This window comes from Haladaptatus sp. QDMS2 (assembly GCF_029338295.1).
Lineage (GTDB): Archaea > Halobacteriota > Halobacteria > Halobacteriales > Halococcaceae > QDMS2.
In genome coordinates, this window is the sequence record NZ_CP119791.1 from 1282216 (window position 1) to 1308180 (window position 25965).

General features: G+C 62.1%; 27 protein-coding genes. 10 read left to right on the plus strand and 17 right to left on the minus strand.

The features are described 5' to 3' along the window. Positions 1–49: 49 nt before the first annotated feature. Positions 50–1060 carry an ornithine cyclodeaminase family protein gene (locus P1M51_RS07020; RefSeq protein ID WP_276247471.1) on the minus strand — a complete coding sequence of 337 codons (1011 nt, stop codon included), beginning with the start codon at positions 1058–1060 and terminating at the stop codon, positions 50–52. A 113-nt stretch (positions 1061–1173) separates the two neighbouring features. Continuing rightward, the gene (locus P1M51_RS07025) at positions 1174–1407 is read right to left on the minus strand and encodes a hypothetical protein (RefSeq protein ID WP_276247472.1); all 234 of its coding nucleotides are present in this window, start codon (positions 1405–1407) and stop codon (positions 1174–1176) included. Positions 1408–1834: 427 nt separating this feature from the next. On the opposite strand from P1M51_RS07025, the gene P1M51_RS07030 reads away from it, so the two are divergent. Further along, the gene (locus P1M51_RS07030) at positions 1835–3091 is read left to right on the plus strand and encodes an MFS transporter (RefSeq protein ID WP_276247473.1); all 1257 of its coding nucleotides are present in this window, start codon (positions 1835–1837) and stop codon (positions 3089–3091) included. Here the strand turns inward: P1M51_RS07030 and P1M51_RS07035 are convergent. Next, positions 3079–3465 carry a DUF3054 domain-containing protein gene (locus tag P1M51_RS07035; protein ID WP_276247474.1) on the minus strand — a complete coding sequence of 129 codons (387 nt, stop codon included), beginning with the start codon at positions 3463–3465 and terminating at the stop codon, positions 3079–3081. The two genes, P1M51_RS07030 and P1M51_RS07035, sit on opposite strands and share 13 nt — an antisense overlap. A 9-nt stretch (positions 3466–3474) precedes the next feature. Beyond that, the gene (locus P1M51_RS07040; RefSeq protein WP_276247475.1) at positions 3475–4077 is read right to left on the minus strand and encodes a class I SAM-dependent methyltransferase; all 603 of its coding nucleotides are present in this window, start codon (positions 4075–4077) and stop codon (positions 3475–3477) included. Positions 4078–4176: 99 nt separating this feature from the next. Between P1M51_RS07040 and P1M51_RS07045 the strand changes: the two genes are divergently transcribed. Next, positions 4177–5394: a hypothetical protein gene (locus P1M51_RS07045; RefSeq protein WP_276247476.1), complete on the plus strand. Its 1218-nt coding sequence runs from the start codon at positions 4177–4179 to the stop codon at positions 5392–5394. A gap of 38 nt (positions 5395–5432) precedes the next feature. Then, positions 5433–5945 (plus strand): GNAT family N-acetyltransferase, encoded by a 513-nt coding sequence (locus P1M51_RS07050; RefSeq protein WP_276247477.1) that lies wholly within the window; start codon positions 5433–5435, stop codon positions 5943–5945. Positions 5946–5963: 18 nt separating this feature from the next. Here the strand turns inward: P1M51_RS07050 and P1M51_RS07055 are convergent, their stop codons facing one another. Next, positions 5964–6158, minus strand: coding sequence for a cold-shock protein (locus P1M51_RS07055; RefSeq protein WP_276247478.1), 195 nt, complete (start codon positions 6156–6158; stop codon positions 5964–5966). A 90-nt stretch (positions 6159–6248) separates the two neighbouring features. Here P1M51_RS07055 and fen point away from each other — a divergent pair, with 90 nt between their 5' ends. Continuing rightward, the gene (gene fen / locus P1M51_RS07060; protein WP_276247479.1) at positions 6249–7229 is read left to right on the plus strand and encodes a flap endonuclease-1; all 981 of its coding nucleotides are present in this window, start codon (positions 6249–6251) and stop codon (positions 7227–7229) included. Between the two features lie 6 nt (positions 7230–7235). Here the strand turns inward: fen and P1M51_RS07065 are convergent, their stop codons facing one another. Then, positions 7236–7952: a hypothetical protein gene (locus P1M51_RS07065; protein WP_276247480.1), complete on the minus strand. Its 717-nt coding sequence runs from the start codon at positions 7950–7952 to the stop codon at positions 7236–7238. A 98-nt stretch (positions 7953–8050) separates the two neighbouring features. On the opposite strand from P1M51_RS07065, the gene P1M51_RS07070 reads away from it, so the two are divergent. Beyond that, complete coding sequence (locus tag P1M51_RS07070; protein ID WP_276247481.1) at positions 8051–8296, plus strand: BolA family protein; 246 nt, start codon at positions 8051–8053, stop codon at positions 8294–8296. A 20-nt stretch (positions 8297–8316) separates the two neighbouring features. On the opposite strand, the gene P1M51_RS07075 is transcribed toward P1M51_RS07070, so the two are convergent. The 4 genes from P1M51_RS07075 to P1M51_RS07090 are packed head-to-tail and all read right to left on the minus strand — an operon-like array spanning position 8317 to position 12669. Continuing rightward, complete coding sequence (locus P1M51_RS07075; protein ID WP_276247482.1) at positions 8317–9450, minus strand: ABC transporter ATP-binding protein; 1134 nt, start codon at positions 9448–9450, stop codon at positions 8317–8319. 31 nt (positions 9451–9481) lie between these two features. Continuing rightward, on the minus strand, positions 9482–10372 hold the full coding sequence (locus tag P1M51_RS07080) for a carbohydrate ABC transporter permease (protein WP_276247483.1): 891 nt from the start codon (positions 10370–10372) through the stop codon (positions 9482–9484). Next, complete coding sequence (locus P1M51_RS07085; RefSeq protein ID WP_276247484.1) at positions 10369–11349, minus strand: carbohydrate ABC transporter permease; 981 nt, start codon at positions 11347–11349, stop codon at positions 10369–10371. The genes P1M51_RS07080 and P1M51_RS07085 overlap by 4 nt, the downstream gene beginning before the upstream one ends. A 6-nt stretch (positions 11350–11355) precedes the next feature. Continuing rightward, positions 11356–12669 carry an ABC transporter substrate-binding protein gene (locus P1M51_RS07090; RefSeq protein WP_276274930.1) on the minus strand — a complete coding sequence of 438 codons (1314 nt, stop codon included), beginning with the start codon at positions 12667–12669 and terminating at the stop codon, positions 11356–11358. 165 nt (positions 12670–12834) lie between these two features. On the opposite strand from P1M51_RS07090, the gene P1M51_RS07095 reads away from it, so the two are divergent. The 3 genes from P1M51_RS07095 (at position 12835) to P1M51_RS07105 (ending at position 15260) form a co-directional block, all read left to right on the plus strand. After that, positions 12835–14244, plus strand: a complete 1410-nt coding sequence (locus P1M51_RS07095) for an aspartate ammonia-lyase (RefSeq protein WP_276274931.1) — start codon at positions 12835–12837, stop codon at positions 14242–14244. Between the two features lie 101 nt (positions 14245–14345). After that, positions 14346–14777, plus strand: a complete 432-nt coding sequence (locus P1M51_RS07100; RefSeq protein ID WP_276247487.1) for a hypothetical protein — start codon at positions 14346–14348, stop codon at positions 14775–14777. Positions 14778–14861: 84 nt separating this feature from the next. Continuing rightward, entirely contained in the window at positions 14862–15260 is a 399-nt protein-coding gene (locus tag P1M51_RS07105) for a hypothetical protein (protein WP_276247488.1), read from the plus strand. Here P1M51_RS07105 and P1M51_RS07110 read toward each other — a convergent pair. After that, positions 15257–15931, minus strand: coding sequence for a DUF47 domain-containing protein (locus P1M51_RS07110; protein WP_276247489.1), 675 nt, complete (start codon positions 15929–15931; stop codon positions 15257–15259). The genes P1M51_RS07105 and P1M51_RS07110 overlap by 4 nt on opposite strands. 135 nt (positions 15932–16066) lie before the next feature. On the opposite strand from P1M51_RS07110, the gene gatE reads away from it, so the two are divergent. Together gatE and P1M51_RS07120 are read left to right on the plus strand one after the other, a co-directional pair. Continuing rightward, a complete protein-coding gene (gene gatE / locus P1M51_RS07115; protein ID WP_276274932.1) occupies positions 16067–17935 on the plus strand; it encodes a Glu-tRNA(Gln) amidotransferase subunit GatE in 1869 nt (622 codons plus the stop codon). Between the two features lie 66 nt (positions 17936–18001). Then, the gene (locus P1M51_RS07120) at positions 18002–18457 is read left to right on the plus strand and encodes a hypothetical protein (RefSeq protein ID WP_276274933.1); all 456 of its coding nucleotides are present in this window, start codon (positions 18002–18004) and stop codon (positions 18455–18457) included. Positions 18458–18504: 47 nt separating this feature from the next. Here the strand turns inward: P1M51_RS07120 and P1M51_RS07125 are convergent, their stop codons facing one another. From P1M51_RS07125 to P1M51_RS07150, 6 genes are all read right to left on the minus strand, one after another. Next, entirely contained in the window at positions 18505–18903 is a 399-nt protein-coding gene (locus P1M51_RS07125) for a cyclic nucleotide-binding/CBS domain-containing protein (RefSeq protein ID WP_276274934.1), read from the minus strand. A gap of 50 nt (positions 18904–18953) precedes the next feature. Next, positions 18954–20651: a hypothetical protein gene (locus tag P1M51_RS07130; protein ID WP_276274935.1), complete on the minus strand. Its 1698-nt coding sequence runs from the start codon at positions 20649–20651 to the stop codon at positions 18954–18956. Continuing rightward, a complete protein-coding gene (locus tag P1M51_RS07135; RefSeq protein ID WP_276247494.1) occupies positions 20648–22564 on the minus strand; it encodes an asparagine synthase-related protein in 1917 nt (638 codons plus the stop codon). Before P1M51_RS07135 ends, P1M51_RS07130 begins: the two co-directional genes overlap by 4 nt. Positions 22565–23292: 728 nt before the next feature. Next, positions 23293–24429, minus strand: a complete 1137-nt coding sequence (locus P1M51_RS07140) for a hypothetical protein (protein ID WP_276274936.1) — start codon at positions 24427–24429, stop codon at positions 23293–23295. A gap of 218 nt (positions 24430–24647) precedes the next feature. Further along, positions 24648–25385, minus strand: coding sequence for an RNA methyltransferase (locus tag P1M51_RS07145; RefSeq protein ID WP_276247496.1), 738 nt, complete (start codon positions 25383–25385; stop codon positions 24648–24650). Further along, positions 25382–25915, minus strand: a complete 534-nt coding sequence (locus P1M51_RS07150) for a hypothetical protein (protein ID WP_276247497.1) — start codon at positions 25913–25915, stop codon at positions 25382–25384. Before P1M51_RS07150 ends, P1M51_RS07145 begins: the two co-directional genes overlap by 4 nt. Positions 25916–25965 lie beyond the last annotated feature (50 nt).

Below are 25965 nucleotides of genomic sequence, written 5' to 3' on the forward strand. Positions count from 1 at the left end.
TACGGCGGTGCGGGCGTGGGAAGCCCACGACTTTAGTCGTGGGAGGATGTCACTCGCCTGTCAACGCCTGACTCGCAGGCGAGAAGTCGATTTCCTGTCCTAATTCCTGCTCGACTGCTTTCTCGTAGAGCAACTGCGCCGCTGCCACGGTTTCGATACCCGTGCCGCCGCTGTCGAAGACGGTGATTTCGTCGTCGGATTCGCGACCCGGTTCCTTTCCGGCGACGATTTCACCGAGTTCGGCGTGGATGTGGTCTTCGGTGACGACGCCCTCGTCCATCGCTTGCAGGAACGACCCGGCGTCAGAGAGTGCCCGGGCGCGGAGGTCGGGGACGTACTTCGCGTTCTGGATGGTCGTCGCGTCGAGTTCGCGTTTGGTCGGGTTGTACTGGCCCATCGCGGTGACGTGGGTGCCGGGGGCGAGTCGGTCGCCGTCGAACACCGGTTCCGAGGCGTTCGTCGCGGTGATGACGATGTCCGCCTTCTCGACGGCGGCAGCGCTTGAGGCGACGGCCGCGACGGTGGCGTCGAGTATTTCGTTGAACTCGGCAGCGAACGACTCGCGATTCTCCTTTGTCGGCGAATAAACGTACACCGACTCGAGGTCGCGGACGGTGGCGGTAGCTTTCAGTTGACCGCGGGCCTGTGCGCCGCTGCCGATGATAGCAAGCGTAGAGGCGTCTTCACGGGCGAGGGCATCGACGCCCACCGCGCCTGCCGCGCCGGTCTTGAAGGGGTTCATGCTCGCGCCGTCAAGGAGGGCCTTCATCGCGCCCGTCTCGGCGTCGAACAGCGGCGTGGCGAACTGGGCGTCCCGGCCGGTGAAGCCGGCGGCGTACATGTAGCCGCCCATCACGCCCATCTCGGGGAGGATGGCGAGGTAGCTCGTGAGCATCCCCGGTGGTGACTCGTTTACGAGTTTGGTTCGGGGTTCGGCTGGTGCGCCGTTTCCGCGTTCGCGGTAGCCCTCGCGAACCGCGGCTAGGTACTCTGCGGGCGTTGCCAGTCCGGCAAGGTCGTCGCTGGTCAGGAATCTGACGGCGGCGCTCTCGTGGGGCATAGCGAGAGATAGTGGCGTCTCCGCCTTAGGTGTGGTGACAGCAGAAATCGCGGCAGGAACGCGCGCAGAGAAAAGCGCCGAGAGAGTAGAGAGAGAGAGAGAGGTGACTGGTGTTAGTCTGCAGAGCCGATTTTCGGTGGTCGTTCGTTGGCCGTGTTCGGGGCCGGTGGCGTGGTCGCATCGACGGGGCCGTTTACGAACAGGCCGTGGACGATGAGCCCGACGGAGACGAGTGCCGCAATTGGCACGGCGGTAGTCAGTTCGAGGCCTGCGAGCATGAGCAAGCCGGTGATGCCTCCGAGGGAGAGGGGGATGAGTCCCAGAATGATGTCGTAATAACCAGTCATAATCTGTTACTAACAAGGGGAATTAGATGTATAAGTGTTTCCCATAGGTGGCAGATATCATAAGGAAAAGGTACTACATAAATTCGAAATACGATATTCAAATTATCCTCATAACTTATAGAAATGGCAGATTGGCGAAAAACCGAATCCCAGGGGCGTACTACACGAAATCTCCCGGGAATCGTCCGGTGCGCATATATGTCTGATTTTGTATGTATCAACAACTTGAAGGCGAAACTTAACTCCATCTCAACGTTCATGCTGTGTGTAACCGTACCACAATGCGCGAGTTCATCCAATTCACGTCACGTGGATGCTGTTACTGTCAACTCGCACAATACGACGGGACGTGCCGGCGCGCCCCGGCACGACCTATCATCTGCCGGTACCGACGGTTTTTCACCCCTGGCAGGCGACTTCCTGGCCAGTGAACCGTAACGACAAATCCATCGTGGGGCTCGTGATGGTCGCCCACGCGATGGTCCACACCTACGAACTCTCTATCCCCATCCTATTACTCATCTGGATGGCCGAGTTCGGCGTAAACGAGGCCACCATTAGCCTCGTCGTCTCCGCCGGGTTCGCGCTGTTTGGCATCGGGGCGCTCCCGAGCGGCGTGCTGGTAGACCGGTTTGGCTCCGGCCCGCTCATCACCGCGTGCCTGCTCGGCATGGGCGGCTCGTTCCTGCTGCTCGGCCTCGCACCGAATCTGCTCGTCGTCGCCGCCGCGCTCCTGCTGTGGGGCGTCGCCGCGAGCGTGTACCACCCCTCTGGCCTCGCGCTCATCAGCCGCGGGGTCACTGAACGCGGCAGCGCCTTCGCCTACCACGGCGTCGCCGGGAATCTCGGCATCGCGCTCGGCCCGCTCGTCACCTCGCTGCTCTTGCTGGCCTACGACTGGCGCATCGTCGTCGGTCTGCTCGCGATTCCGGCGGGCCTCGCCGCGCTCTACGCCGGGCGTGTCAAGGTCGACGAACAGGCCGCAGTCACTGCTGACGGCGGTGAGGAGACGGACAGCGAACCCATCTCTTCGGTTTCTGAATTCGTTAGCGAATCGCGGGCGCTCTTCGTCGGTGGATTCGCCCTCGTGCTCACCGTCGCCATGATGTCGGGGCTCTACTACCGCGGCGCACTCACTTTCCTACCCGCACTCATCACCGAGTTCCTCGGCTTCGACGGCACGACCGTACAACTGGCCGGCTTTTCCTTTGACATCGCTCGTGACGAACTGAGCCGGTACGTCTACTCCGGCCTCCTGATGGTTGGGGTGATGGGGCAGTATGCTGGTGGCAAACTCACCGACCGCGTCCCCGTCGAGTACGGCATCATGGCCGGGTTCGGCACGCTTTCGGTCATCGCGCTCGTCATCGTCCCGGCCGCAGCAATTGGCGTCATTCCGTTCTTGCTGGTGGGCGTCGCACTCGGCTTTACGCTGTTCATGGTGCAACCAATCTACCAGGCGAGCATCGCCGAATACACGCCTGCCGCGGCTCGTGGGCTCTCCTACGGCTACACGTACTTCTTCGTCTTCGGCGTGGGGGCGGCCGGCGGCGTCATCGCAGGAACCTTACTCACGTACTTCTCACCGATGGTGCTCTTTACCGTCCTCGCCTGCTTCGGCGCGACGGGGTCGCTCATCGGATTCGTCCTCTCCCGGCGTGCCCAGCGCGCTCAAGTCGCGTAGGCCACGAGCGCCCGGAAGGGGACGAGCAGCACGAGACCGACCACAATCGAGACGATGACGAAGGCGATGGCCAAGCCACCGGGGAAGAATTCTGTCGCACGGAGCGCCTGCCCAATCAGCGCCGCGCCGACCCAAGCCCCGGCCGTGAGGCCGACGGTTGTCTTCAGGTCGTACTGGCGGCCGTCGTAGAGGCCGACGAGCGGAGCGACGAGGAGCCAGCCGATGAGGAACGGCGCGGCGACCATGAGCAGGCCCTCGGTGCCGTGTTCCTGTTGGCCGAGGAAGACGAACAGGGCGATGAGGGCGAGGTCACCGAGCGCGAGCAGGGCGGTTCGAGGCGTCGCAGCGACACGGGCGGAGGCGGTGTCACTCATACGAAGTACTCAGGACTCGGAGACTATGTGCGTCTCGCTTTCAGTCATCCGCCCGACGACGGTGAAGCCAAAGCCGGTGTCGGGAACCGCGGGTTCAAGGCCCGCAGCCTTCATCAATCCGGCGAGTTCGTGAGGCGTGTCGAACGTCGAATCGAATCCCACCAACCGCTCCACGGCGACGAGCGCCCGCCCGCGGAGCGTTTCGGGGTCAAATTCACGAACCACGAGGACGCCGCCGGGTCGCAGGACGCGGGCCGCCTCCGCGATTACAGCGCGATGCCGAGGCATGTGGTGGAGCGCATCCACGATGACCACCGCGTCCACGCTCGCCGTCTGCACCGGCAACCGGGTCGCGTCGCCCTGGACGGCGGCGAGTCCGCGCGTGGTCGCCTCACGAAGCATTCCGCCTGCCGCATCGACGACGACGGGTTCTGGGACCGAGAGCGCCCGCGAGGCCCGTCCCGTGCCCCCGCCAACGTCGAGCAGACGCGTGACTGGGCGGGTCGCATACGCGAGTCCCGCTTCGAGCACGTCGCGGTCGGCAGCGGGCATGGCCCGTTCGTAGAGCGGAGCGAATCGGTCGAAGAGCGTGACATCACGTCCACCGTGCATACTGAATTTATTCACACAGGAGTGATTTACGTTCATCGCCGGTCAGTCTGTTACTCAAAGCATGACAAGTATTAAGATAATCTCGGAAAATGTCGGAGTATGCAACGGGCGCTTCCCATTTTGCTTGCATTACTCGTTTCTCTCGCCGGGTGTGGGGCGACGAACCAGACGAATCAACAACTTCCTGCGGAATCAGAGACCGCCACACAGACCGAAATCGTCACTGCGAACGCGACGGCGAAGACGGCCGATTCGACGACGGCCGTCACGAAGACCGAGACGGGCACCACGACCGCTCCGCCGGCAACGACAACACAGACTGCGACGCAAACACCCGCACCCACCGCGACTCCCGCGGTGACGCCGCCGCCAACGACGACAGCGACACCGACGCAGACAGCGATGACCACACAACCGTCGGCACAGCCGGCCCCCTCGGGCGGGAGCAGTGCGTCGCCAACATCGGGTGGGAGTTCGGGCGGTCAACAAACCACAGAACCGACGGCGACGGCAACGCCGACGGTAACCCCGACGCCAACGCCGACGCCGACTCCCACGCCCGAACCGCTCGACAAATTCGAGGGTCCATCCTACTCTGACGCCGAAATCGAGGCCGGGGAGGCAGTATCGCTCGACGCGGGTCGCCTCGTTGCCGCCCACGTGACCGGGCTCGCTGGCTTAGAGAGCGTCACGAGTTTCGCCCGCCACTGGTCTGCGAACGAGGGCGAAGACCGCGAGTTCCGGGCCGAGGAGACCATCGAAGTGGACGAGAGCCGCGACATCTCCCACCTCCACTGGGCCGACCACATCCGGAGTGCCGGGAGCACGACGCGCCACTTTGACCGGCGAGTGACCACCGACGCGTGGACCGCCTATAACGCGACGACGGTGTACCCCGAGAAGCCGACCAACTACCTGACGGGGAAGACGTGTGAACCGTACGAGAACGACTCACTGCGCGTACCGGTGGACGTGGCCGCCGTCGCAGACGCCCACCGCCTCACCTACCTCGTCTCCGAACTCGACTTCGCGAAAGTCGAGCGGATTCGCTACGACGGCGTGAACGCGACGGTGTACGCCACCGCAGATCCGCAGGGGACGCTCTCGACCGGCGCTGCGACCACCGTCGAATCCTACCGAGCCGTCCTCGTAATCTCTACGGACGGCCTCGTGCGCTACTCGCACACCGACGTGACGCTCACCCGCGACGGCGAAACCGTCACGTGGGGCGAGACGCGCACGCTCAGGGACATCAATTCGACCACCATTGGCGTCCCCGACTGGACCGACGACGTTGAGCCGGGGCCGAACTGCTAGTCGGAGGCTACTTCTCGCGGGCGTTCCGTATCGGTCGTATGGAGTACGCGGTACTCGGCTGGCCGCCCGACGGGCCGACGCTCAGACTCGACTATCGCGCGTTTTCCTACGCCGGTAAGTTCGTCATGTCCAGTACCGGGAAGGCGGTGGCCCGAGACGGCGAGGAACTCGTGGCCGCCATCGCGTTCAACGAGGACCGAACCGACGAGACGACCCTCTGGTTGCGCTACGTGACGGTGAAGAAAGCACGTCGCGGCGAGGGCATCGGGGCTGAACTGGTCTCGTTTGCCACCGACGCGGCTCACGAGCGAGGGTACGAGACGGTGAAAATCGCCGTCAACAACCCCTTCGCCTACGAGGCAGTCTGGAAGGCAGGGTTTGGCTACACCGGGGAACAGACGGGGCTCGCAGAACTCGTCTGTGCGCACCCGGGCGACCGGTCTCGTGACCGTTACCAAGCGGGTCTCGACGTGTTTCGGAGCCGTGATGGACTCTCTGCGGAGGAACTGTCGTTTCTCGAAGACAAACGCTCCGCTCAGCCGCCGAAATAAGGAAAATACTCAGTTTCGCTAGAGTCGCTTTACGTTCTGTGCGCGAGGACCGTTGTCCGATTCGACAATGTCGAATTCAAGCTCCTGACCCTCTTCTAAGTCGGGGCCGCCGATGTCTTCCATGTGGAAGAACACATCGTCGTCGTAATCGTCGGTCTCGATAAATCCGTACCCCTTCCGGTCGTGGAAGAAGGTCACTTTGCCTGTAGCCATTCGATAAGCTCCAGCTTCATATTGAGCCTCTGACGATAAATACCCACCGGCGGTCGGGAGATTGAAACGCTCACCGCCGAATGGAGGAGTATGGGAAACGCAGACCTCCGCCAGCTCGCCGTCATCGAGGACGTGTCGTTCGACGAACTCGGAGGCTCCGTCGTGGCGGTGGACGCCCACAACTGGCTGTATCGCTACCTCACGACGACGGTCAAGTGGACCCGCGACGAAATCTACACCACGAGCGGCGGCGAGGAGGTCGCGAACCTCATCGGCCTGATTCAAGGTCTTCCCAAGTTCTTCGAACACGACCTCACGCCGGTGATGGTGTTCGACGGCGCCGTCGTCGATTTCAAAGCAGACGAAATCGAGGAGCGCCGCGAACAGAAGAAGAAGGCTGAGAAAGCTGCCGAGGAGGCACGAGAACGCGGCGACGCCATCGAGGCCGCCCGTCAGGAGGCGCGGACGATTCGCCTCACCGACACCATCCACCAGACGACTCGGGACCTGCTCAGGCTCCTCGACGTTCCCATCATCGAAGCACCCGCAGAAGGTGAAGCACAGGCCGCGTACATGGCCCGCAACGGCGACGTGGACTACGTCGGGAGCGAAGACTACGACGCGCTCTTGCTCGGCGCACCCTACACCCTGCGACAACTCACGAGCAAGGGCGACCCCGAACTGATGGACCTGGAAGCCACGCTTGCGAAACACGACATCACGTGGGAACAGCTGGTCGACATCGGGATTCTCATGGGCACTGACTTCAACGAGGGCGTCTCGGGCATCGGGCCGAAAACGGCCGTGAAGCTGGTCAAAGAACACGGCGACCTCTGGGCCGTCCTCGAAGCCAGAGACGCCTACATCGAACACGCGGACCTCATCCGCGGCCTGTTTCTCGAACCGGACGTAACCGACGACTACGAGTTCAACACCGACATTTCACCCGACCTGAAGGCCGCAAAGGAGTACGTCACCAAGACGTGGGAGATTCCGGCAGCCGAAGTCGCCCGCGGGTTCGAGCGCATCGAAGAATCCGTCGTCCAGACCGGCCTCGACCGCTGGACCTGAGCCGAGTTAAGCGAACTCCGCGGCGAGTTCGAACTGGCAGGAGAGGGTTGTGGTACAATAGTCTCGGAGCATCGCCTGCAGTTCGGCGAACTCATTGCTCGACCCTTCACCGGCGTCACACCGCGACAAGTAGTGGTTGCCGAGCAGCGGGATGTCTGTGGCCTGGAGTTCGGGCGAAGTGGGGTCGAGACCCGCCGTCTCTCGCGCCCCTTCGATGTCGAATCCGTGGTCGTACGCCCGCCAGCGGGTCGCCGGAACGGGCCGTCCCGTCGCCTCGTAGACCGCCTCGTCGAATTTGAGCACCCGACCGAACCGTGACCAGACCGATTTCTTCAGGTCGATGCTCCGCGTCGTGCGGAGAAATTCCTCGACTCGTTCGGTCGCCGTCTCCGAGACGCCAGCCTCCGCGGCGGCCAGTTCGGGTCTACGTGCCAGCTGGACGAATCCGACGGACTCGCCGTTGTAGGAGTACACCACAGACGGGTTCTGTGCCGTACACCACTCCATCGCCGTCTCGATGAGGGAGAGTTCGCTCGTCGGTCCCGATGCATCGCGAAAGAAGGTTCGTGTCGAGATGTCGCCACTATCGTCGCGAAGAGCAGCATTGACGGCAAAAATCTCAAAATCAGAAGAGTTTCGAAAGCGCGGCTGTTTCCCGGGAGCGAGCGCCGGAGCTATCGTTTTGATATCGAGTGCCAGCGCATTCTGTTCGGTTCCAGTCATGTCCACAATAGTTATCGGTAATCACATATGATACTTTCTGTGACAGACGCGACCGCCCGACCTGAACCGTTTTCAGGCTCGGGCAACCTTGTATGGGCATGGACCTCGCAGCAATCGAGCGGCTCATCGAGGAGAACATCGAGGATGCAGAAGCCACCGTCAGCGACCCGCGAAACGACGGCGAACATCTCGCCGCCCTCGTCGTCTCGCCCGCCTTCGAAGGCAAGACGCTCGTCCAGCAACACCAGATGGTGTACGACGCCCTCGGCGAGCATATGACGACGGACATCCACGCCCTCGAACTGAAAACGTACACGCCCGACGAGTACACGTCACACCAATAGTAAAGAAGTAGGAACCGGGGTCAGGGACGGGGTTCGGGGGCCGATTCGAGCGTCCGATTGTGAAGCGCCGCCCCGGAATCGCCGAACAGATGAATCGCTTCTTCTGGAATGTGGACGACGACGTGGTCACCCGCGGTTGCCGGACGAAGACTTCGCTCGCTCACGACGAACTGCGTCTCGGACTCGTCGTCGGCAAAGCGGAGGTAGATGTGGTTTTCGTTGCCCATCGGCTCGACGACGTCCACGACGGCTTCGAAGTCGTGTGGGTCGGTCGCCGTCTCGACGAGTTCGATGTCGTCAGGTCGGACGCCGAGCGTAACTCTGTCTTCGCCCGCCACGGCCTCCCGTCGCTGGCCGGTGAGTGAATAGTCGAGCCTGTCTGCGACGAGCCGGTCACCCTCGACGGCGCACTCGAAGAAGTTCATCGACGGGTCACCGATGAACCCGGCGACGAAGCGATTGGCCGGCTGGTGATAGGCTTCGAGCGGCGTCGCCACCTGCTGGAGTTCGCCGTCGTCGAGGATGGCGATGCGGTCGCCCATGGTCATGGCCTCGGTCTGGTCGTGGGTGACGTACACCGTCGTCACGCCGAGGTCTTCCTGTAACTGCTGAAGTTCGAGACGCATCTGCGAACGCAGTTTTGCGTCCAGATTCGAGAGCGGTTCGTCCATCAGGAAAATGGCCGGGTCGCGGACGATAGCGCGGCCGAGCGCGACGCGCTGTTGCTGGCCCCCAGACAGTTCCGCGGGCTTGCGACCGAGCAACGGTTCGATGCCGAGTTTATCGGCGGTGGCCTCGACTCTGCTGTCGATTTCGGCCGACGAAAGGTCGCTCGACTCTTCTAAGCCAAATCGCATGTTCGCCCGGACGGTCATGTGTGGGTAGAGCGCATAGGACTGGAACACCATCGCGATGTCTCGGTCCTGTGGCTGGCGGTCGTTGATGCGCGTCCCGTCGAGTTTGAGTTCACCCTCGGAGATGGTTTCGAGACCGGCAATCATCCGGAGCGTCGTCGATTTCCCACAGCCAGACGGGCCGACGAGAACGAGGAACTCGCCGTCTTCGATTTCGACGGAGAGGTCGTCTACGGCGACGACCTGATTGCCGCCGTCGTCGAAGAACTTGCTCACGTGTTCGAGCGTCAGTGCTGCCATCGGTCTTTCCTCCGTTGAATCGAATGTCGTCTCATGTTTCTCCTGCAACCCCGCGTGCGAATTGGTCGCCGAACAGGACGTAGACGACCAGCGTCGGCAGCGCCGCGAGGAACGCGCCTGCCATCTGTAGGTTGTACTGCGTCACCATCGAGCCCTGAAGTTCGTTCAGCGCAAGCGTGACGACCTGATTCGACGGGGACGTGACGAGCACCAGTGCGAACAGGAGGTCGTTCCAGATGTTCGTGAACTGATAGATTAGCGTCACGGCGAACATCGGCTTCGAGAGCGGGAGGACGATTTTCCGGTAAACCCGCCACAGCGACGCGCCGTCCAGTCGCGCGGCTTCGAGCATCTCCGTGTTCAGCGTCTGGTAGTAGCCCCGAAAGAGCACGGTACAAATCGGAATCCCGTAGGCCGTGTGGGTCACCGTCAACTCGATGAGGCCCACCCGCTCCGCGAGGAACGGCACGCCCGCGAGCAGCGATTGCAGGTTTACGATGGTCCAGAACCGCGAGAGCGGGACGAGCACGGACTGGTAGGGAATGAACACGCCGGCGACAAACAGGAGCAACACCACGACCTGTCCGCGCCAATCGACGTGGGTCAGCCCATACGCCGCGAGACTGCCGAGAACCGCAGAGAGGACGGTCGCTGGAATCGCGAACAGCATGCTATTGACCATCGGTCCCTGTAGCGTGGCCCACGCATCCATCCAGGCGGAGACGGTGAAGCCATCGCCAAATGCGGGGACGAACGGCGTCGTCTCGAAGAACGCAGACTGCGTCTTGAACGCCGTCGTGAGGCCGCTTTCGAGCGGTGCGAGGTAGAATCCAGCGAAGCCGAGGAGGACGGCGTACAGCCAGACGCGTCGCCAGTCGAGACCCTCGAAACGGGCGGTGAGACCGGTCTGTTCGGTGCTCATAGGTCACCCCGCTGGTACTGTTTGGCGAGATACGGGCCGATGACCGCGAGGGCCATCAGGAACAGGACCGTCGCCACCGCAGAGCCGTAGGCCCAGTTCGTCGACGAAAACGCCTGTCTGAACATCATCACCGAGAGGATATCCACCGAGGGGCCGGGCGTGTCGCCGAACAAGACGTAGAGGAAGTCGAACGCCTTGAGCGCGAACACCATGAGGACGACGGCGGCGCTCATCGTCGAACCGCGAAGTTGTGGGATGATGACCCGCCGATAGACGCGCAGCGTGCTCGCGCCGTCTACTTTCGCGGCCTCGTACTGGTCAGATGGAATCGCACGCAATCCAGCGAGATAGACGACCATGCAGTAGCCGCTGAACTGCCACATCAGCGCGAAGATGACGGCGGCGAGTTTGAACTGCGGGTCGCTAATCCACTGCTGTTTGAGGAAGCCGAGGCCGACGGTGTCGAGAAAGACGTTTATCAGCCCGATTTCCGGGTTGTACATCCACGACCAGAAGATGGCCGTCACGACGAACGAGAGGCTCATCGGCAGGAGGTACACGGTCCGAATCGTGTTCTCGAACCGGATGTCCCGGTCGACGAGGATGGCGAGAATTAGCCCGAGGACGAGCGAGACGGCCGTGAACGCGACGAGCAAGACGACCGTGTTTCGCGCGGCGGTGATGAAGGTGGGGTCTGCGAGCAGCTGGCCGTACATCTCGAAGTCGACGGTCGCGTAGTCGGGTTGGCCGAGGCCGCTCCAGTCGGTGAGCGAAATGAGGAAGTTCCAGCCAACCGCGCCGTAGACGAACAGCACGACCAGCAGCGTCGGGGGCAACCAGAACGGGAGCGAGCGAACGAAGTCACTATCGAGCGAGCGGCGCGTGCCCGTCTCCGTGACGGTCCCGCCGTCGGTTCGGGCGGGTGATTCGTCTCCGCCCCGAACGCGGTCACGAAGTCGCCTGAGCAACGAGTACATGAGACGTTACTCGAAGGCGCTCTTGATGCCCTCGTAGGCCGCCGCCACGTCCCACTGTTCGGTGAACCCGGAGAACGCTTGCTCTACGCTGCTCTTGACCTCCGGCGTGACGCCCGTGCCGTGGGCGATAGTCGGCGGCTGCGTGTCCGAGTTCTTGAAGTCCTCGATTTGCTTCGTGAGGAACGGCCCGAAGGCGTCCGTTGGGACGTCGGTTCGCGGCGGAATGGAGCCTTTCTCTCGGTTGAACCGCTTCTGTGCGTCGACCGACCCACAGTATTTGAGGAACTTCTCGGTGGCAGCTGGTGACGGATTGTTCTTCGGGAAGACGAACGAGTCCATGACGAGCGTGTAGACACCCTCGGTTCCCGGGAACGGTACCTGTCCCCACTGGGAGTCGTACTCGAAGTTCTCAGCAGCGCGGTATTGGCCTGCCGCCCAGTCGCCCTGCTGGATGAATGCGGCGTCGCCGTTCACGATTTTCCCGTTCGCCTGATCCCAGGCGATGGACCCGGCGTCGTCGTTGAAGTACTGTTCGTACTCCGTGACGGTGGTGAGCGACGATTTGACCGCCGACTCGTGGGCTGCGACATTACCAGAGAGCAGGTCGAGGAAGGCGTCCGTCCCATGCTCACCGATGAACACGGCCTCCCAGAGTTGGAGCGTGGACCACGGCGATTGGGTCTGCTGGGCCATCGGAACCGCGTCGGTTTCCGAGGCGACCGTTTCGAAGGCATCGACGAGCGCCTTCGGGTCCGAGATGGACGCGGGGTCGACACCCGCCTGCTTGACGACATCGACGTTGTAGAACAGGTTGTTCAGGCGGTGGATGTTGATGGGAACGGCGACGAACTCGCCGTTGGCTTTCGCCGCGTCTTTGACGCCCCCGAGGTAGTTGTCCTGCATCTCGCTGCTCCAGACCGACTCTGTGAGCGTGTTGAGGGTGTCGCTCTCGGTGTAGGGGGCGAGCGCCTTCCCTGGCCAAATCTGGAATGTACTTGGGGGGTTCTCGTTCAGGACGCGGTTTTTCACGACCGTGTCGAGGGCACTGCCTGCTCCGCCCGGAGCCGGGTTGTTCTCGACTTCGACATCTGGGTACTCCTCGCCAAATCCTTCGAGGAGGGCGTTCAGCGCCGCTTTTTCGCCACCGGCGGTCCACCAGTGAACCACTTCGAGTTTGTTGCCGCCGTCTCCGCCGCCCTCATTGCCCTCGTCGCCACCGCCGGTACACCCGGCGAGCGCAGAGAGCCCGAGCGTGCTTGCGAGTGCGGTTGCTTTGAGATACGAACGACGGGACTGCTGTGGGGAGGGGGTTTCTGTCATAGTACGATAACACCAATGGGGTGCATTGTCAGACATAGGAACACCCTCTGATTAATAATTAACCATATTTATTCGGAAACGAGTGAATTTGCCCGTTTTGGGGCAGTGCGAGCAATTCGGGCCAGTATCGGTGGGTTTTACCTCAGGCTTCGTGTACGCACGTCCATGAGCGAGGAATTCAGGACCGAGAAGGACAGCCTCGGAGAGATGCAGGTGCCAGCCGACGCCTACTGGGGTGCCCAGACCCAGCGCGCGATTCAGAACTTCCCAATTTCGGGGATTACGTTCGGTCGCCGGTTCGTCCGCGCCCTCGGCATCGTAAAAAAGGCCGCCGCACAGGCGAACAAGGACCTCGGCATGATTCCCAACGACAAGGCGGACGCCATCATCGAGGCCGCAGACGAGGTCATCGCGGGCGACTTAGACGACCAGTTCCCCGTCGACGTGTTCCAGACTGGTTCGGGAACCTCCTCGAACATGAACGCAAACGAGGTCATCTCGAATCGCGCCACCGAGATTTACGGCGGCGAAATCGGCACGCGCGAGATCCACCCGAACGACCACGTCAACTTCGGCCAGTCTTCTAACGACGTGATTCCGACGGCGATGCACGTCGCCGCCTACGAGGCAGTCGAGAAGGACCTCCGTCCGGCACTCGAACAGCTCCGCGACGCCCTCGCCGCGAAAGAAGACGAGTTCGACGACGTCGTGAAGACGGGCCGTACCCACCTCCAGGACGCCACGCCGGTTCGTCTCGGACAGGAGTTCGGCGGCTACCGCACACAGGTAGAGAAGGGACTCGACCGCCTCGACGACATCGGCCCGCACCTCGCCGAACTCGCCCTCGGCGGGACGGCCGTCGGCACGGGGCTCAACACACACCCAGAGTTTCCACCGAAAGCAGCCGAGTACATCGCAGAAGAGACCGGTCTCGCCTTCCGCGAAGCGGACAACCACTTCGAGGCGCAGGCCGCCCACGACGCCATGGGTGAGGCCCACGGCGCACTTCGCACCATCGCGGGTTCCACCAACAAAATCGCGAACGACCTGCGGCTGCTCGCCTCCGGCCCGCGAAACGGCCTCGGCGAAATCGACCAGCCGGAGAACCAGCCCGGCTCCTCCATCATGCCCGGAAAGGTCAACCCGGTCGTCGCGGAAGCGGTCAACCAGGTTCACAAGCAGGTCGTCGGTAACGACGCCGCCGTCGCCGCCGGGGCCGCGGAGGGTCAACTCGACTTGAACCTCTATAAACCGGTTCTCGCCTACAACTTCCTCCAGTCGACCGAACTGCTCGCGAACTCCGCTGCGGTGTTCGCAGAGCGCTTCGTCGCCAAACTCGAAGCCGACCGCGAACACTGCGCCGAGCAGGTCGAACAGAGCATGGCGCTCGCCACGGCGCTCAACCCGCAAATCGGCTACGACAAGGCCTCCGAAGTCGCGAAGACGGCGCTCAAAGAGGGCAAGACCGTCCGGCAGATCACGCTCGAAAAGGGATATCTCACCGAAGCAGAGGTAGACGAGGTCTTAGACCCACGGAAGATGACCGAGCGCGGCATCCTCAGTAAGGACGACTGAGGCCTCCGGACCACCCGGGGCTATCACTTTTGCCGACGTTTTGTCCGTGTGACCAGTCAGTGACGGCAACATTCTTATCACCGGGGCTGTGTGTGAATACCATGGCTGATGCCAAACGGCAATTAGTGGAGTGCATCGAGTCGTTCGGTGGCGACGCACTCCGAGATATCTGGCTCTTCGACCCCTCACGGTACGAGGCGCTCTACATTCGGGAGGACGTGAAGGCGAACATCGACAACATCGAGGTGAACGACTTCGTCGACAACGAACGCTTCGGCTACATCACCCGCGATACGTACAACGCTCTTTCACACGCCACGTACCAGTACTCCGTCCACGGCTTCGACGAGTTCGAGCAGTTCCGGGCATTTCTTGGGTCGAACACGACTGACCCGGGCGTCTTCATCAGCTTCGACTGCGATACCGACGGCTACAACTTCGCTAAACTGTACGGAACACTCATGGATTTCAGCGCGACGACCGACAGTTCCAGACTCACGCCCGAAAACAGCGGACGCTGGGCGGGCGACTGACCAACCGGCCGGTTGGTTTCTCATCTCGGCTCGATTCCTGTTTGCCGAAATATTGATGAATTAGCGAATGAACTGTTCTGTAACATGATCGCAGCGTCCGAGCAACTGCAGACAGCAGTGCTCGAAAAAGCGGGCGATGCAGTGACTGCAATCGTCGCATACGACGGCGACTCCCACCGCGGGGTGTATCTCAGAGACGACGTGAAATCCAGATTCAGCGAGGCGGAAAACGACGAGATACGCAAGGAGTTCTTCCTCGCCGCGCTCTCAGACCCCGCAACGAATCCAGATTCTGCGTACTTTGGCCCCCTCGAATTCACGATACGGTGCTTTCGAAACGAGTTCATCGCCCACCTCCCAGTTGGAGAGTGGACTGGCGTTCTCGTCGGATTCGAGCGAAGGGAAATCACGAACAGCGCCCAGTTGTTCGACTGGCTCGAAGCCATCCACCGTGACCTTCAGGACGGCGAGACTGTCGCCTAGACCTGCGAGGTGCTCATGTAGAGCAATTGGTCGAGGGCGTCTTCGACAGCATTGGTGACGTCGTCGAGTGCGAACAGGAGTTCCCGGAGGACGAGCGCGTTCACCGAGGCCCCGGGGTCGAAGATGGTCGAGAGGAGGTCGTACTGTTTCTCGTCGCAGGTGACTTCGAGCGTGCGAATGTCTTCTTCGACAGTGGGCAGCGTCGGGTTAAGAGTAGGGTTACAGAGCGATTCGACGTAGTGGGTCGTCGCGTTGACGAGCGCGACCGTCGCCTCGACGGTCAGTTCCGCCATCTCACGGAGGCCCTCGTGGACCACGTCGGGGATGTCCGGTTGAATGGCGAGCAGTTCGTTCGCGAAGCGCTCTGCGTGGTTCGCGATGCGGTCGACGTCGTCTACGTACTCGACGAAATCGTCTGCACGGAGGTAGAGGCCAGTGAAGTTCGGCGACTGACGACGGCCGACGAGCGTCTGTACTCGCCTACCAGTGCGGTCACACTGGGCCTCTCTGGCGCTCAGCCTGAGGACGCTGTCACGGACGCGATCCCAGTCGTCGGGGTAGGCGTCGAGCGTCGTCTCGAGACAGGTGACGCACTCTCGAATCCCGTCCATAAAGATGCCAGTCGTTTCGACCACCGCCGTTGGAAGGTCCGCCGTCTCCTGCGTGCTCATACGCTGGCTTTCGCCCGCCGGTCTAAAGCGACTGCTAAGAGCCCAATTGACCACTCGGGAGGGCTCAATAGCCAGTCGCGCACGCCCGCCGGCGACTGGATGGTTTTTTGCCCTTCGATACCCCATCGCCGAGTAATGAGTGAGTACGATTACGAGGAACTCGGCCTTATCGCGGGGCTCGAGATTCACCAGCAACTCGACACCGCGAGCAAACTGTTCTGTAACTGTCCGACGGTCCGCCGGGAACCCGACGAGTCGGTGCGCAGTTTCACTCGCTATCTCCATCCGACGCGCTCCGAACTCGGCGAACTGGACGACGCCGCCGTCGAAGAAAGCCGCGTCGAACGCGAGTTCACCTATCTCGCCTACGACACCACCTGTCTCGTCGAAGAAGACGACGAACCGCCCCACCGCCTCGACCACGAAGCGGTCACGGTCGTCCTCGAAATCGCCCAATTGCTCGACATGGACGCGCTCGACCAGGCGCAAATCATGCGCAAAATCGTGGTCGATGGCTCGAACACGTCCGGGTTCCAGCGGACGACCCTCATCGCGGGCGACGGCGAGATTCAAACCTCCGAGGGGCCCGTGGGCATCGAGGACCTCATGCTCGAAGAGGAGAGCGCCCAGCGCATCGAGGAATCTGACCGCGCGGTCACCTTCGGTTTAGACCGCCTCGGCATTCCACTGGTCGAAATCGGCACGAAACCGGACATCCGAACGCCGGCACAGGCCCGCGAGGCCGCCGAACAGATCGGGATGCTGCTTCGCTCTACGGGGCAGGTCAAACGCGGTCTCGGGACCATCCGCCAGGACGTGAACGTCTCCATCGCCGACGGCGCGCGCGTCGAAATGAAAGGCGTCCAGAGTCTCGACGGCATCGAGGACCTCGTGCACAACGAAGTCCACCGGCAGGTTCGCCTGCTCGAACTCAAGGACAAACTGAACGAGCGCGGCGCGAGCGTCGGGAACGTACAGGACGTGACCGACGTGTTCGCAGACTCTGAGAGCGGCGTCATCAAGGGTGCACTCGACGCCGGCGGCAAGGCGATGGCCGTCCCCCTCTTTGGCTTCGACGGCCTCGTCGGCGCGGAGATTCAGCCTGACCGCCGCCTCGGCACGGAGTTCGCAGACCACGCCAAACGCAACGGCGCGGGCGGCATCTTCCACACCGACGAACTCCCCGCCTACGGCGTGACCCAGGAGGAAGTAGACGCCCTCCGCGAGGCAGTCGGCGCAGGCGAAGCCGACGCCGTCGCCATGGTCGCCGCGGGCGCAGACGTGGCCGAACAGGCAATCGAGGCCGTCGCCGCTCGCGCGACCGTGGCCCTCGAAGAAGTCCCAGAAGAGACGCGCGGCGCGAACGAAGACGGCACCTCCCAGTACCTCCGGCCACTCCCCGGCGCGGCCCGGATGTACCCCGAGACGGACGTTCCACCGGTGGACTTAGACCCCTCTGAAGTCGAGATTCCGGAACTCCTCACCGAGAAGGAAGAGCGCTACCAGAAGGAATACGGCTTCAACGCGGACCTCGCGAACCAGATGGCCTACTCGCGGCGCATGCCGCTGTTCGAACGCGGCGTGGAGATGGGCGTGGACGCGAACACCGCCGCAAACGTCGTCGAGAGCACGGTCATTGAACTCCGCCGCGACGACGTGCCCGTGAGGCAACTCACCGAGAAGCACTTCGAGGGCGTCTTCCAACTGCTCGCAGACGGTGAGCTGGCAAAAGAGGGGATTCCAGAACTCCTCGCCGCGCTCGCGAAGAATCCTGAACTGGACGCAGAGACGGCCGCAGAACAGGAAGGGCTCGGCTCTGCCGGCGCAGACGAAGTCCGTGAAATCATCGTGGAAGTCGTCGAACGAAACGAGGACCAGGTCAAAGAACAGGGCATGGGCGCGTTCTCCGCGCTGATGGGCGAGTCCATGGGCGCACTCCGCGGCAAAGCAGAAGGCGAAGTCGTCAGTTCGATTCTCCGCGAGGAGATTCAAAAGCGTTCGTAGCGTCTCGCGTCCTTTTCTTCTGCCGTAGGTGGCAAGATATTTAGCAGTGTGCTTCGAGCGGAAACTATGGATTTCCGTGTTTTTGGTGTTGCCCTTCTCGTCGTTCTTGCAGGGTGTGGCGGACTCGGTGGGACGGAAGAGGACGGCCATCCAGGCCCCGATGTCTTTGCCGATGTTTACGTTGCAAATGAGGACTCGAAACCGTACACGGTCGATATCCTCATCCTCCACAATGGGAGCATCGAACATTGGTCGACCCAGCACATCGCGGCCAGCAATGAGAGTGTCACCCACGGCGCGCTCATCAGGCCAGACGGAATCTCGAATACGACGCGTGACTACAGTATCCTCATCCGGTTGAACAACAGTTCGGAAGGGGTTCGCTACGAAACCGAACCGTACGCAAGGGAATGCTATGGTATCGGGGCAGATATCGTGGACGGCGAGTTGACCGGCCCGATTATCATGCATCACCAGGAGCGTTACTGCACCTTCCCGAACGATACGACGAGTAGTGCGTAATCCTCGTTGCCGAACCAACAAATCAGTTCTAACCGAAAATACGAAGCTTACGAACTGACCGTGTGAACGTTCGAGAGGTACTTCGCTAAGTCAGTCGTCGTGATGATACCGAGCACTTCGCCATCTTCGACGACGGGCATGTGGTGGAAGCCGTGTTCTATCATCTCGTCTGCGACGTCGCGAATAGAGACTTGCGCCGTCGTCGTAATGACGTCCGTGCTCATGTACTTGGAGACGGGCGTCTGGTCTTTCGGCTTTTGTTCGGCGACGATTTTCACGAAGTCGGTGGTCGTGAGGATGCCTTCGAGGTGGTTGGCCTCGTCCGTGACGATGACCGAGCCAATCTTGTTCTCCAGCATCAACTGGGCGGCGTCCTCTACGAGCGTGTCCAGGGAGACGGTCTTGAGCGAGGTGGACATGAGTTGCGCGACGAAAATATCATCCATACAGACACGAGAGGAGTCCCAGCCTTAAGCCTTGGCCGGGTTCCAGGTCGTTATCGGTCGAGCCACCAGCGCGTGTTGTGGACACGCAACTGGAGGCGCACCGGAAGCGTGTGAATCTCGCGGTTGTCGGGGAACAACTTCTCTGCGAGGCCGTACTCGTCGTAAATCTGCTTGCGATTTGGCCACGCGGGTTCGAACTCCTCGACGAACGGGAGTTTTCGGCGGAAAAAGCGTTCGAGCTGGTTGATTTTGTTCGAGTCGTGGGGTTGGCTCGGCGGGCGGTGATGGAGGATGTCGCCGTCGATGCGCAAGAGCGCCTTGCGGAACGTCTCGCTGTTGCGGTGTTCCGGCGGCGTCTTCAGGTGCCAGTCGAGCAGGCGGGTGTCGATGGCGACGAACGGTTCGTGGTAGTTGTCGGCCAGTTGTGTCCGGAAGGGCATCACCGGCTGGTTGCGGATGACCAGCAGGTCCATCGCGTTGTGGACGGAGTCGGTGCGGTCCCAGCAGCGGTTCAGTTCCTCTTGGAGGCTCGATTTGAGGAATTCCCGCGGGGAGTCGATATCGAGGTCGAGTTCCGGGAACGTCGCGCCGACGAATTGGGTCAACCGCTCGCTCGGGCCGGGGAAGAAGCCGAGGGTCGAGAGCAGCGAGTCGACCGGGTTCGGGTCGGAGACGAGCGTCGTGGAGGGGAGTTTCGAGCCGAGGACCTCGACACCGTCCCACTCGAGGAAGTACCCCTTGAACAGGGTGTCGAACAGCAGGCCGTGGTACATCACGTCGACGTCGAGCAGGTCGTCGTAGCCGGCGTGGTGGATGTGGAGCGCCTCTTTTATCGACTGAGAGTAGCGCAACTTCTCGTCGCTCGTAGAGAGGTAGCGGTCGCTCGGTTCGAGCACGGAGTGGGCGGCGTCGTACTGATTTGCGATTCGCCGCGCGACGCGTACCTCCCGCGAATTCTCCCGTCCGATGGTGTACGTCTGTTCGATATCGGGCAGCTGCGAGAGGAAGACTCGCGAGTCTTTACCACCCGAGAGGAGGATGCCCTTCTTCCCGGGGAAGTGCGAACGGAGGTGGACCGCCCGCCGGAGTCGGGTCGTGAGTTCGCTGACGTAGTCGAACTCCTGTGGTTCGTATGTAAACCGCGAGAGGGGACGAATGTCGGTCGCCGTCAAGCAGCTATCCAGCGGGGCGCGTGAAATCTCCTCGAACAGGGTTCGCTCGCCGAGGACGGTTCCGAGGTGGAGGAATTCGAGTACGGACCGGCGGTCTGGCGTCGGGTCTGAGACGAGGTGTTTCAGCATCGCGATGTCGGTGCTGAACACACGCTTGCCGTCCACCTCAGTGTAGTAACACTCCCAGGACCGAATCGAGTCCGTCGCCACGAACGAGTCGCCCTCGTACGCGATAAACGCGAGGTACGAGCCGTTGAGTTGCGAGAGTGCGTCGAGGCCAGAGTCGGCGTAGCGGTCGAGCAGCCACCGTGCTGTGTTCGGCGTGCTCTCGCCGCGCGGATACGCCTCGCCGAAGATGATACAGGTGCCTTCGGTTCCCGTGTAGAGCGAACTGCACCCGCGGATGCCCAGGCTGTGGGATCTGACCCCGACGGTCGCCGCCGATTCACTCACGACGGTGTCGAACTCGTCTACCGATCGGAATCGCTCGAAATCACCCTGACTGCCGAAGACGCCGAACAGTTCCGTGTTCATCGAGGCGCGCTGGGCCTGTTCTGTCTGCCCTTCGACACTCACGGGGACCCCTCCGGCGTGGACGGTTCCCGGTCCGCGTTCGGCCCGGTACCCAGGGTGAGGGAGTCGTCGGGAGACGACGAGCGGGCGACTGCTTCGGTGACGGGCATCTCGAGAAGCGTGAGGAGGGAGTAGAGAAGTGTCATGTGATCGTCGCCGTCGAGGTGGGCTTCGTAGGTCTCCTCGATTCCCGACGCGTCGAGGAAGGGCAGGGCGCGAATCAGGTCGGCCCGCCGGTCGAACGTATCCGGGGCGAACCACTTCGCGCCGAGCAGTTCGGTGCGGTTCGGCCACGGACTGTGGTCGATGTGCGGGGCCGGAGTCGGCCGGTCGTGGATGTGCTTTCTGTAGAAGGCAGTGATCATGCCACCAATGTATTCGAACGGGTAGGCGTACGAGAGTGGAACCCCGGTTCTGGCGTGTGGAATCGCGGCGAGGTCGGGACTCACCGCGTCGAGAGCCGCGTTGACGACGTTGCGTCTTGCACAGTACTTCATCGGAATTTGCTGGTGGAGGTCGAAGATGCGATTGTCTAACAGGGGTGTTCGGACGGGGCGCATGTGCATGAGACTGCGCGGGAAGATGGCTTCGGTATCTCCCCCGAACGGATAGTAATCGCTGTACATTGCGAGGTCTGTGAGCGATTCGTACCGTACCCCATGGCTTACGATACCGTCGCCGTCCCAGTAGATATTTGTTCGCAGTTCATCTCGCAATGAGTACTTTGGGGTAAAGTACGGAAGACGGTCGGTGCTCTCTGCAAGTTTTGCGTCGAGATAGTCGTCGATGGTGTCGATGGATTCTCGCGCCGGAAGCGGAACCGTCCCGACCGGGCCGAGCGACAGTGAGCGCGTCTCGAACGATTCGCCGTCGAACAGCATATCCGCGAACAGGCCCGTAACAAGCACGTCCACCGAGGAGACGATTTCGGCTTCGAACTCGCTGAAGTAGGCCTGGTCGAACCAGCCGCTGAAGTTCGCCCGCCGCGGCGTTCGCGCCAGCGTTCGTGCTTCGTGGTCGTCGTAGCGTTCGAGCAGGCGGAACTCGTCACCTGCGGTCTCCGCGACGCGCTTTGCCACCTCGGCTTCGTGGCTCATCCAGTCTGCGTTGTGAAAGCCAATCGCTGGCTGGTCGAGGGTGGCCTGAATCAATCGTGAGTCCGCGCCGCCGCTCAACAGCGTGCCGTAGGTAAGGTCGTCGCGCGTCCACTCCGCGAACAGGTCCTGTAACGTCTCTGCGAGGGTATCGACGAAGTAGGAAAACGGCTTGTCGACGGGGTCGTAATGGGGTCGCCAATAGCACCTCGATTCCAGGGACAGGTCCGCGAGGTCGATAGTCGTCACCGATGCCGGTTGTAATTCCGTAACGCCTTCGAGGGGCGTCTCGACGCCGAACACGCGCCTGAGCTGGAGGTACTGATACAGCTTCGGCAGGTCGAACGCCGCCTCGAAGTCGGGGTAGGCGGTGAGCGCCTGGATGTCCGAGGTGAAGACGAACGAATCCGCTGTCGGTCGTGTATAGTAAACGCTCCGACTGGCGAAGCGGTCGGTGATGAGCTTGAGTTCGTCCGCGCGCTCGTCGTGGATGACGATGAGGAACTCGCCGTTCAGCGCCGGGAGGATGTCGTGGCCGTGGTCAGCGAGGAGCCGTGCGACGTATGTTGGGCCGTCTACGCCCGACGGCTTTGGCGTGTATTCCGCGAGTCCACCGTGGCCATAGACGTCACCCCACAGCCAGAGCGTCCGATGGCCATCGACAGAAACCGGCTGTTCGCCGGCGAGTAACTCGTGGACCGAGAGCGAGAACTCGACGCTCGGTGCGTCGAAATCGTACGAGACGCTCTCGGGCCGGTCTTCCCACGATTGCATCTCAGTCGGGAGCGACCCCGAACCGAGCACTCCACGTAGTCCCACCATCACGGAACTCCGTGGCCCATCTGTCGCGCTCCGACGCCCGATCGGTCGCGTTGCCCGTATATTTCCTCTGACACGGTCTTCGTTGACAGATAGTGGTTCGTATTAATGTGCCCTTCGGCCAACGTGCGGCACGACAACACACGTCTCCTCGAATCCAGAACTGCGCGAGAGCGCCCTCGCTCACCCAAGTGAGCCGAGTCTTTGTGACATCCTCCCACGACTAAGTGGGCTTCCCACGCCCACCAACGGGCGGTTCGTTGGTCTCTTCGGGTTTCCGGTCCGACGTGCCGGTGGGAGTGCCACGCCCTCGTTACTCCTATCCCGCGAAGGATTCGGAGGTACCTGCTTATTTTGTGTCGGGTCTGGTGTCCACGGGCGTACGTTTTGCTGAGGCAAACACCGAGTCAACTGCCAGTTTGTGGACTGCCGAGAGTCGATGGGAGTCCATCGCTCCGACAGCCACAGAGACGACGTGTGGGCACTCATACGTGCGGGTTCAGTGGTTGCGAACCGTGCGGCGTGGACAAGACGCTTCGCGTCTTGTTCGCATCGCGCAGGACCACAGGTCCTGCGGACTCGTCGGAATCCAGCGGATACCGAGACACCAGAACGCATCGCGTTCTGGGGACGATTCATCCCACGACTGAAGTAGTAAGGTTTCTCGCCTAATCTCTATAACAGATGACGTGACCACCGAACGCTGGAGGGCAATCCCACGATTCGGCGACTCAGAATCGCTTCGCCAGCGGCGGGTGTGCAGCCAGTACGTCGTCGATAGCGTCGCGTTCGTCCCGCGCCGCGGCGAGTTCACGGTCGATGCTCCCGTCGCGGAGGCGCGCTCGCTCCTCGGCCGTCAGGTCCGCCTGCGCGCTCGCACTCGTCCGTAGCTCCTCAAAGTCCGACCGGCGACAACACTCGCGCACGTCCCGGGCGAGTGCGACTACGTCGTCCACAGCGAACCGGCCGACCACGGCGATGTACTCGCGGAGTCGAAAGCGGAGCGCATCGGCCGACTCGGGCGGCCACGAGACGCACAGCGGAGATGCGTCGAGCGTCGCGAGATACGTCCGGTTCGTCGCCACGTTCGCACGGAACGCCTGCGGGTCTGCCACGTAGTGGTCGAGTTTCGACGTCGAGTAGTCGGCGAGGTCGAGCAGGCGAGAGATAGACTCGTCTCCAGCAGGCGAATCGGCAAGGAATCGCCGAAGGTTGTCCGGCGGCGGCCGGAACCCGACGAGTGGATACGCTGTGGTGTCTGCGACGAGGTCGAGAACCTCCCGGGCCGATGTCGACCGCTTGAACGACTCGAACGCCTCGCGCACGGCGTCGTTGTACGCGTCGATAGGTTCGTGGATGAGTTCCACCGGTGCGTCGAGGTCCGCCGCGCCGAGTTCCTGGATTCGGGTCAGTTCGTTGACCTCATCTTCGCGCTCAGAGCGGTTGCGCTGGAGTGCGCTGCGCGCAGAGCGGTAGCGCTCTTTCGTCTCCGCCCACTCGTCACGCAGCTCGGCGAGTTCCCGGGCGGGTTCGAGGTGGCCGCGCGCCCGGTCGAAGTTGCGCGGCTTGAGCACGGACGTGACGCCCGTCGTGAGTTCCTCGTCTGCGGCTTCGAAGGCGTCTCGGTGTGGGAGGTCGTCGGGCAGCGACGCCAATTGCTCCGAGAGCTTCTCGCGAAATTCGATGTACCCCTGAAAGTCGTCTCGGTCGGTGGCGCGGTCCTCGTAGCGGTCGAGAATCGCGGTGAACTCGTCGTACGCCTCGCTCACGACATCGACGGTCGACCGTCCGTGCTCAGTGAGGTCGTCGTGCAGCGTTTGCAGTTCCGTATCCGCCTCGCGGAGCACCTGCTCGGGGTTCTGCGTCACGGTTCCCTCCCGGAGTCTGGTCGTGGTGGTCGCTGACGTTTGCCCATCGCTTGTCGTCTCTCTTTCGGCGACGGAAAAAGGATTGTTGGTCAGCGTCGCCTGACGACGTATTTGACGCCTCCACAGAGCGCGTAGAGACCCAGATACATCGGGCTCAGAAGCAGGGCGTAGTACACCAATCCGGCCAGTGTAGCGGCGCTGGGGGCGGAACTGGCGATTCAGTCGTCTGCGCGTTCGGGGTGCTCTGCGCGCTGGCGTGCCCGTCGAAGAATGCCGTGGAGGGTGGCGATTTCGCGACCGGTCGGATGGGCGCGGCCGAGCAGTCGCCGAAGCATACGCTGGGTCTTCGACCGCTTCTCGACGGGGTAGTTGATGAATTCGAGAAAGTCCGCGAAGTGGCCGTAAAAGCCCTCGATTTCGTCTTCCGGGGCGCGTTCGTGGACCGAGGCGGGCAACTGAAACTCATCGACGCCGAGGTCTCGCAGTTCGTAGAGGACGATGGTCGCCGCCTGTCCGAGGTTGAGCACGGGATACGCCGCGTTCGCAGGAATCGAGACCACTTCGTCGACGCGGGCGAGTTCCTCGTTCGTGAGACCGACGCCTTCGCGCCCGAAGATGAGGGCGGTGTCCGTATCGACCGATTTCAGCGATTCGCGCAGTTCGACCGGCGTCTTGAACGGCCAGCGCATGTGTTTCGTCTCGTCTTCGTTCGTGACCGCCGTCGTCCCCACGGTGTGGAAGTTCTCCACGAGGTAGTCGAAACTGACCTCGCGTGCGTTCGGGAGCACGTCATCACGAGCGTGGCCGGCAAAGCCGTAGGCCTCGCTATCGCGGCCGAGATACGGCGGGTCCACGAGGTAGAGGTCCGAGAGGCCGAAGTTCTTCATTCCTCGGGCGATGGTTCCGATGTTGCCCGGCGTCTTCGCGTCCACGACGGCGACGACGAGGTCGCTCATTTTCGCGGGTAATCCTGTCCGAAGTCGACGCTGTCGAAGTCGAGTTCGTCGATGCTCTCGACGCCGAGTTCCTCCTCTAACGACGGCAACTGCTGGTCGTCACGGGGCGATTTCGGCACGCTGTCCGGGTCGGTATCGACGTGCTCGTCAGGGCCGTAGCCCTCCGGTGCACGCCCGCCGTCTAAGAACCATTCGTGGAAGTAATCGTCCATGTCGAGATGTCCGGCGTGTTCGTTGCCGCCCTCTTCGCGCCACCAGTAGAGAAAGTCGGCCTCGTGGTGGTTGCACAGGAGCACTTCGCCGAGTGGTTCGCCGTAGACGACCTGCGTGATTCGACAGCGGCGAATGTCTTCGTCGCCGTGAATCAACCAGCAAGCGTCACAGGGCGAACCGACGATTTCGGTGAGGCGAAGCACCTGTCGTCGCGTCTCGACCGGCATGTCGGCGAGCGGTTTGAGGTTCCCCTCCTCGTCGAACACCTCGTCTTCCTCGAAGCGCCACCCGCGGACGCCGATGCTGACCTTGGCCATATCCGGGGGTAGCAGATAGGTGAATAAAAAGAGCGTGTCTGCGGCCGATG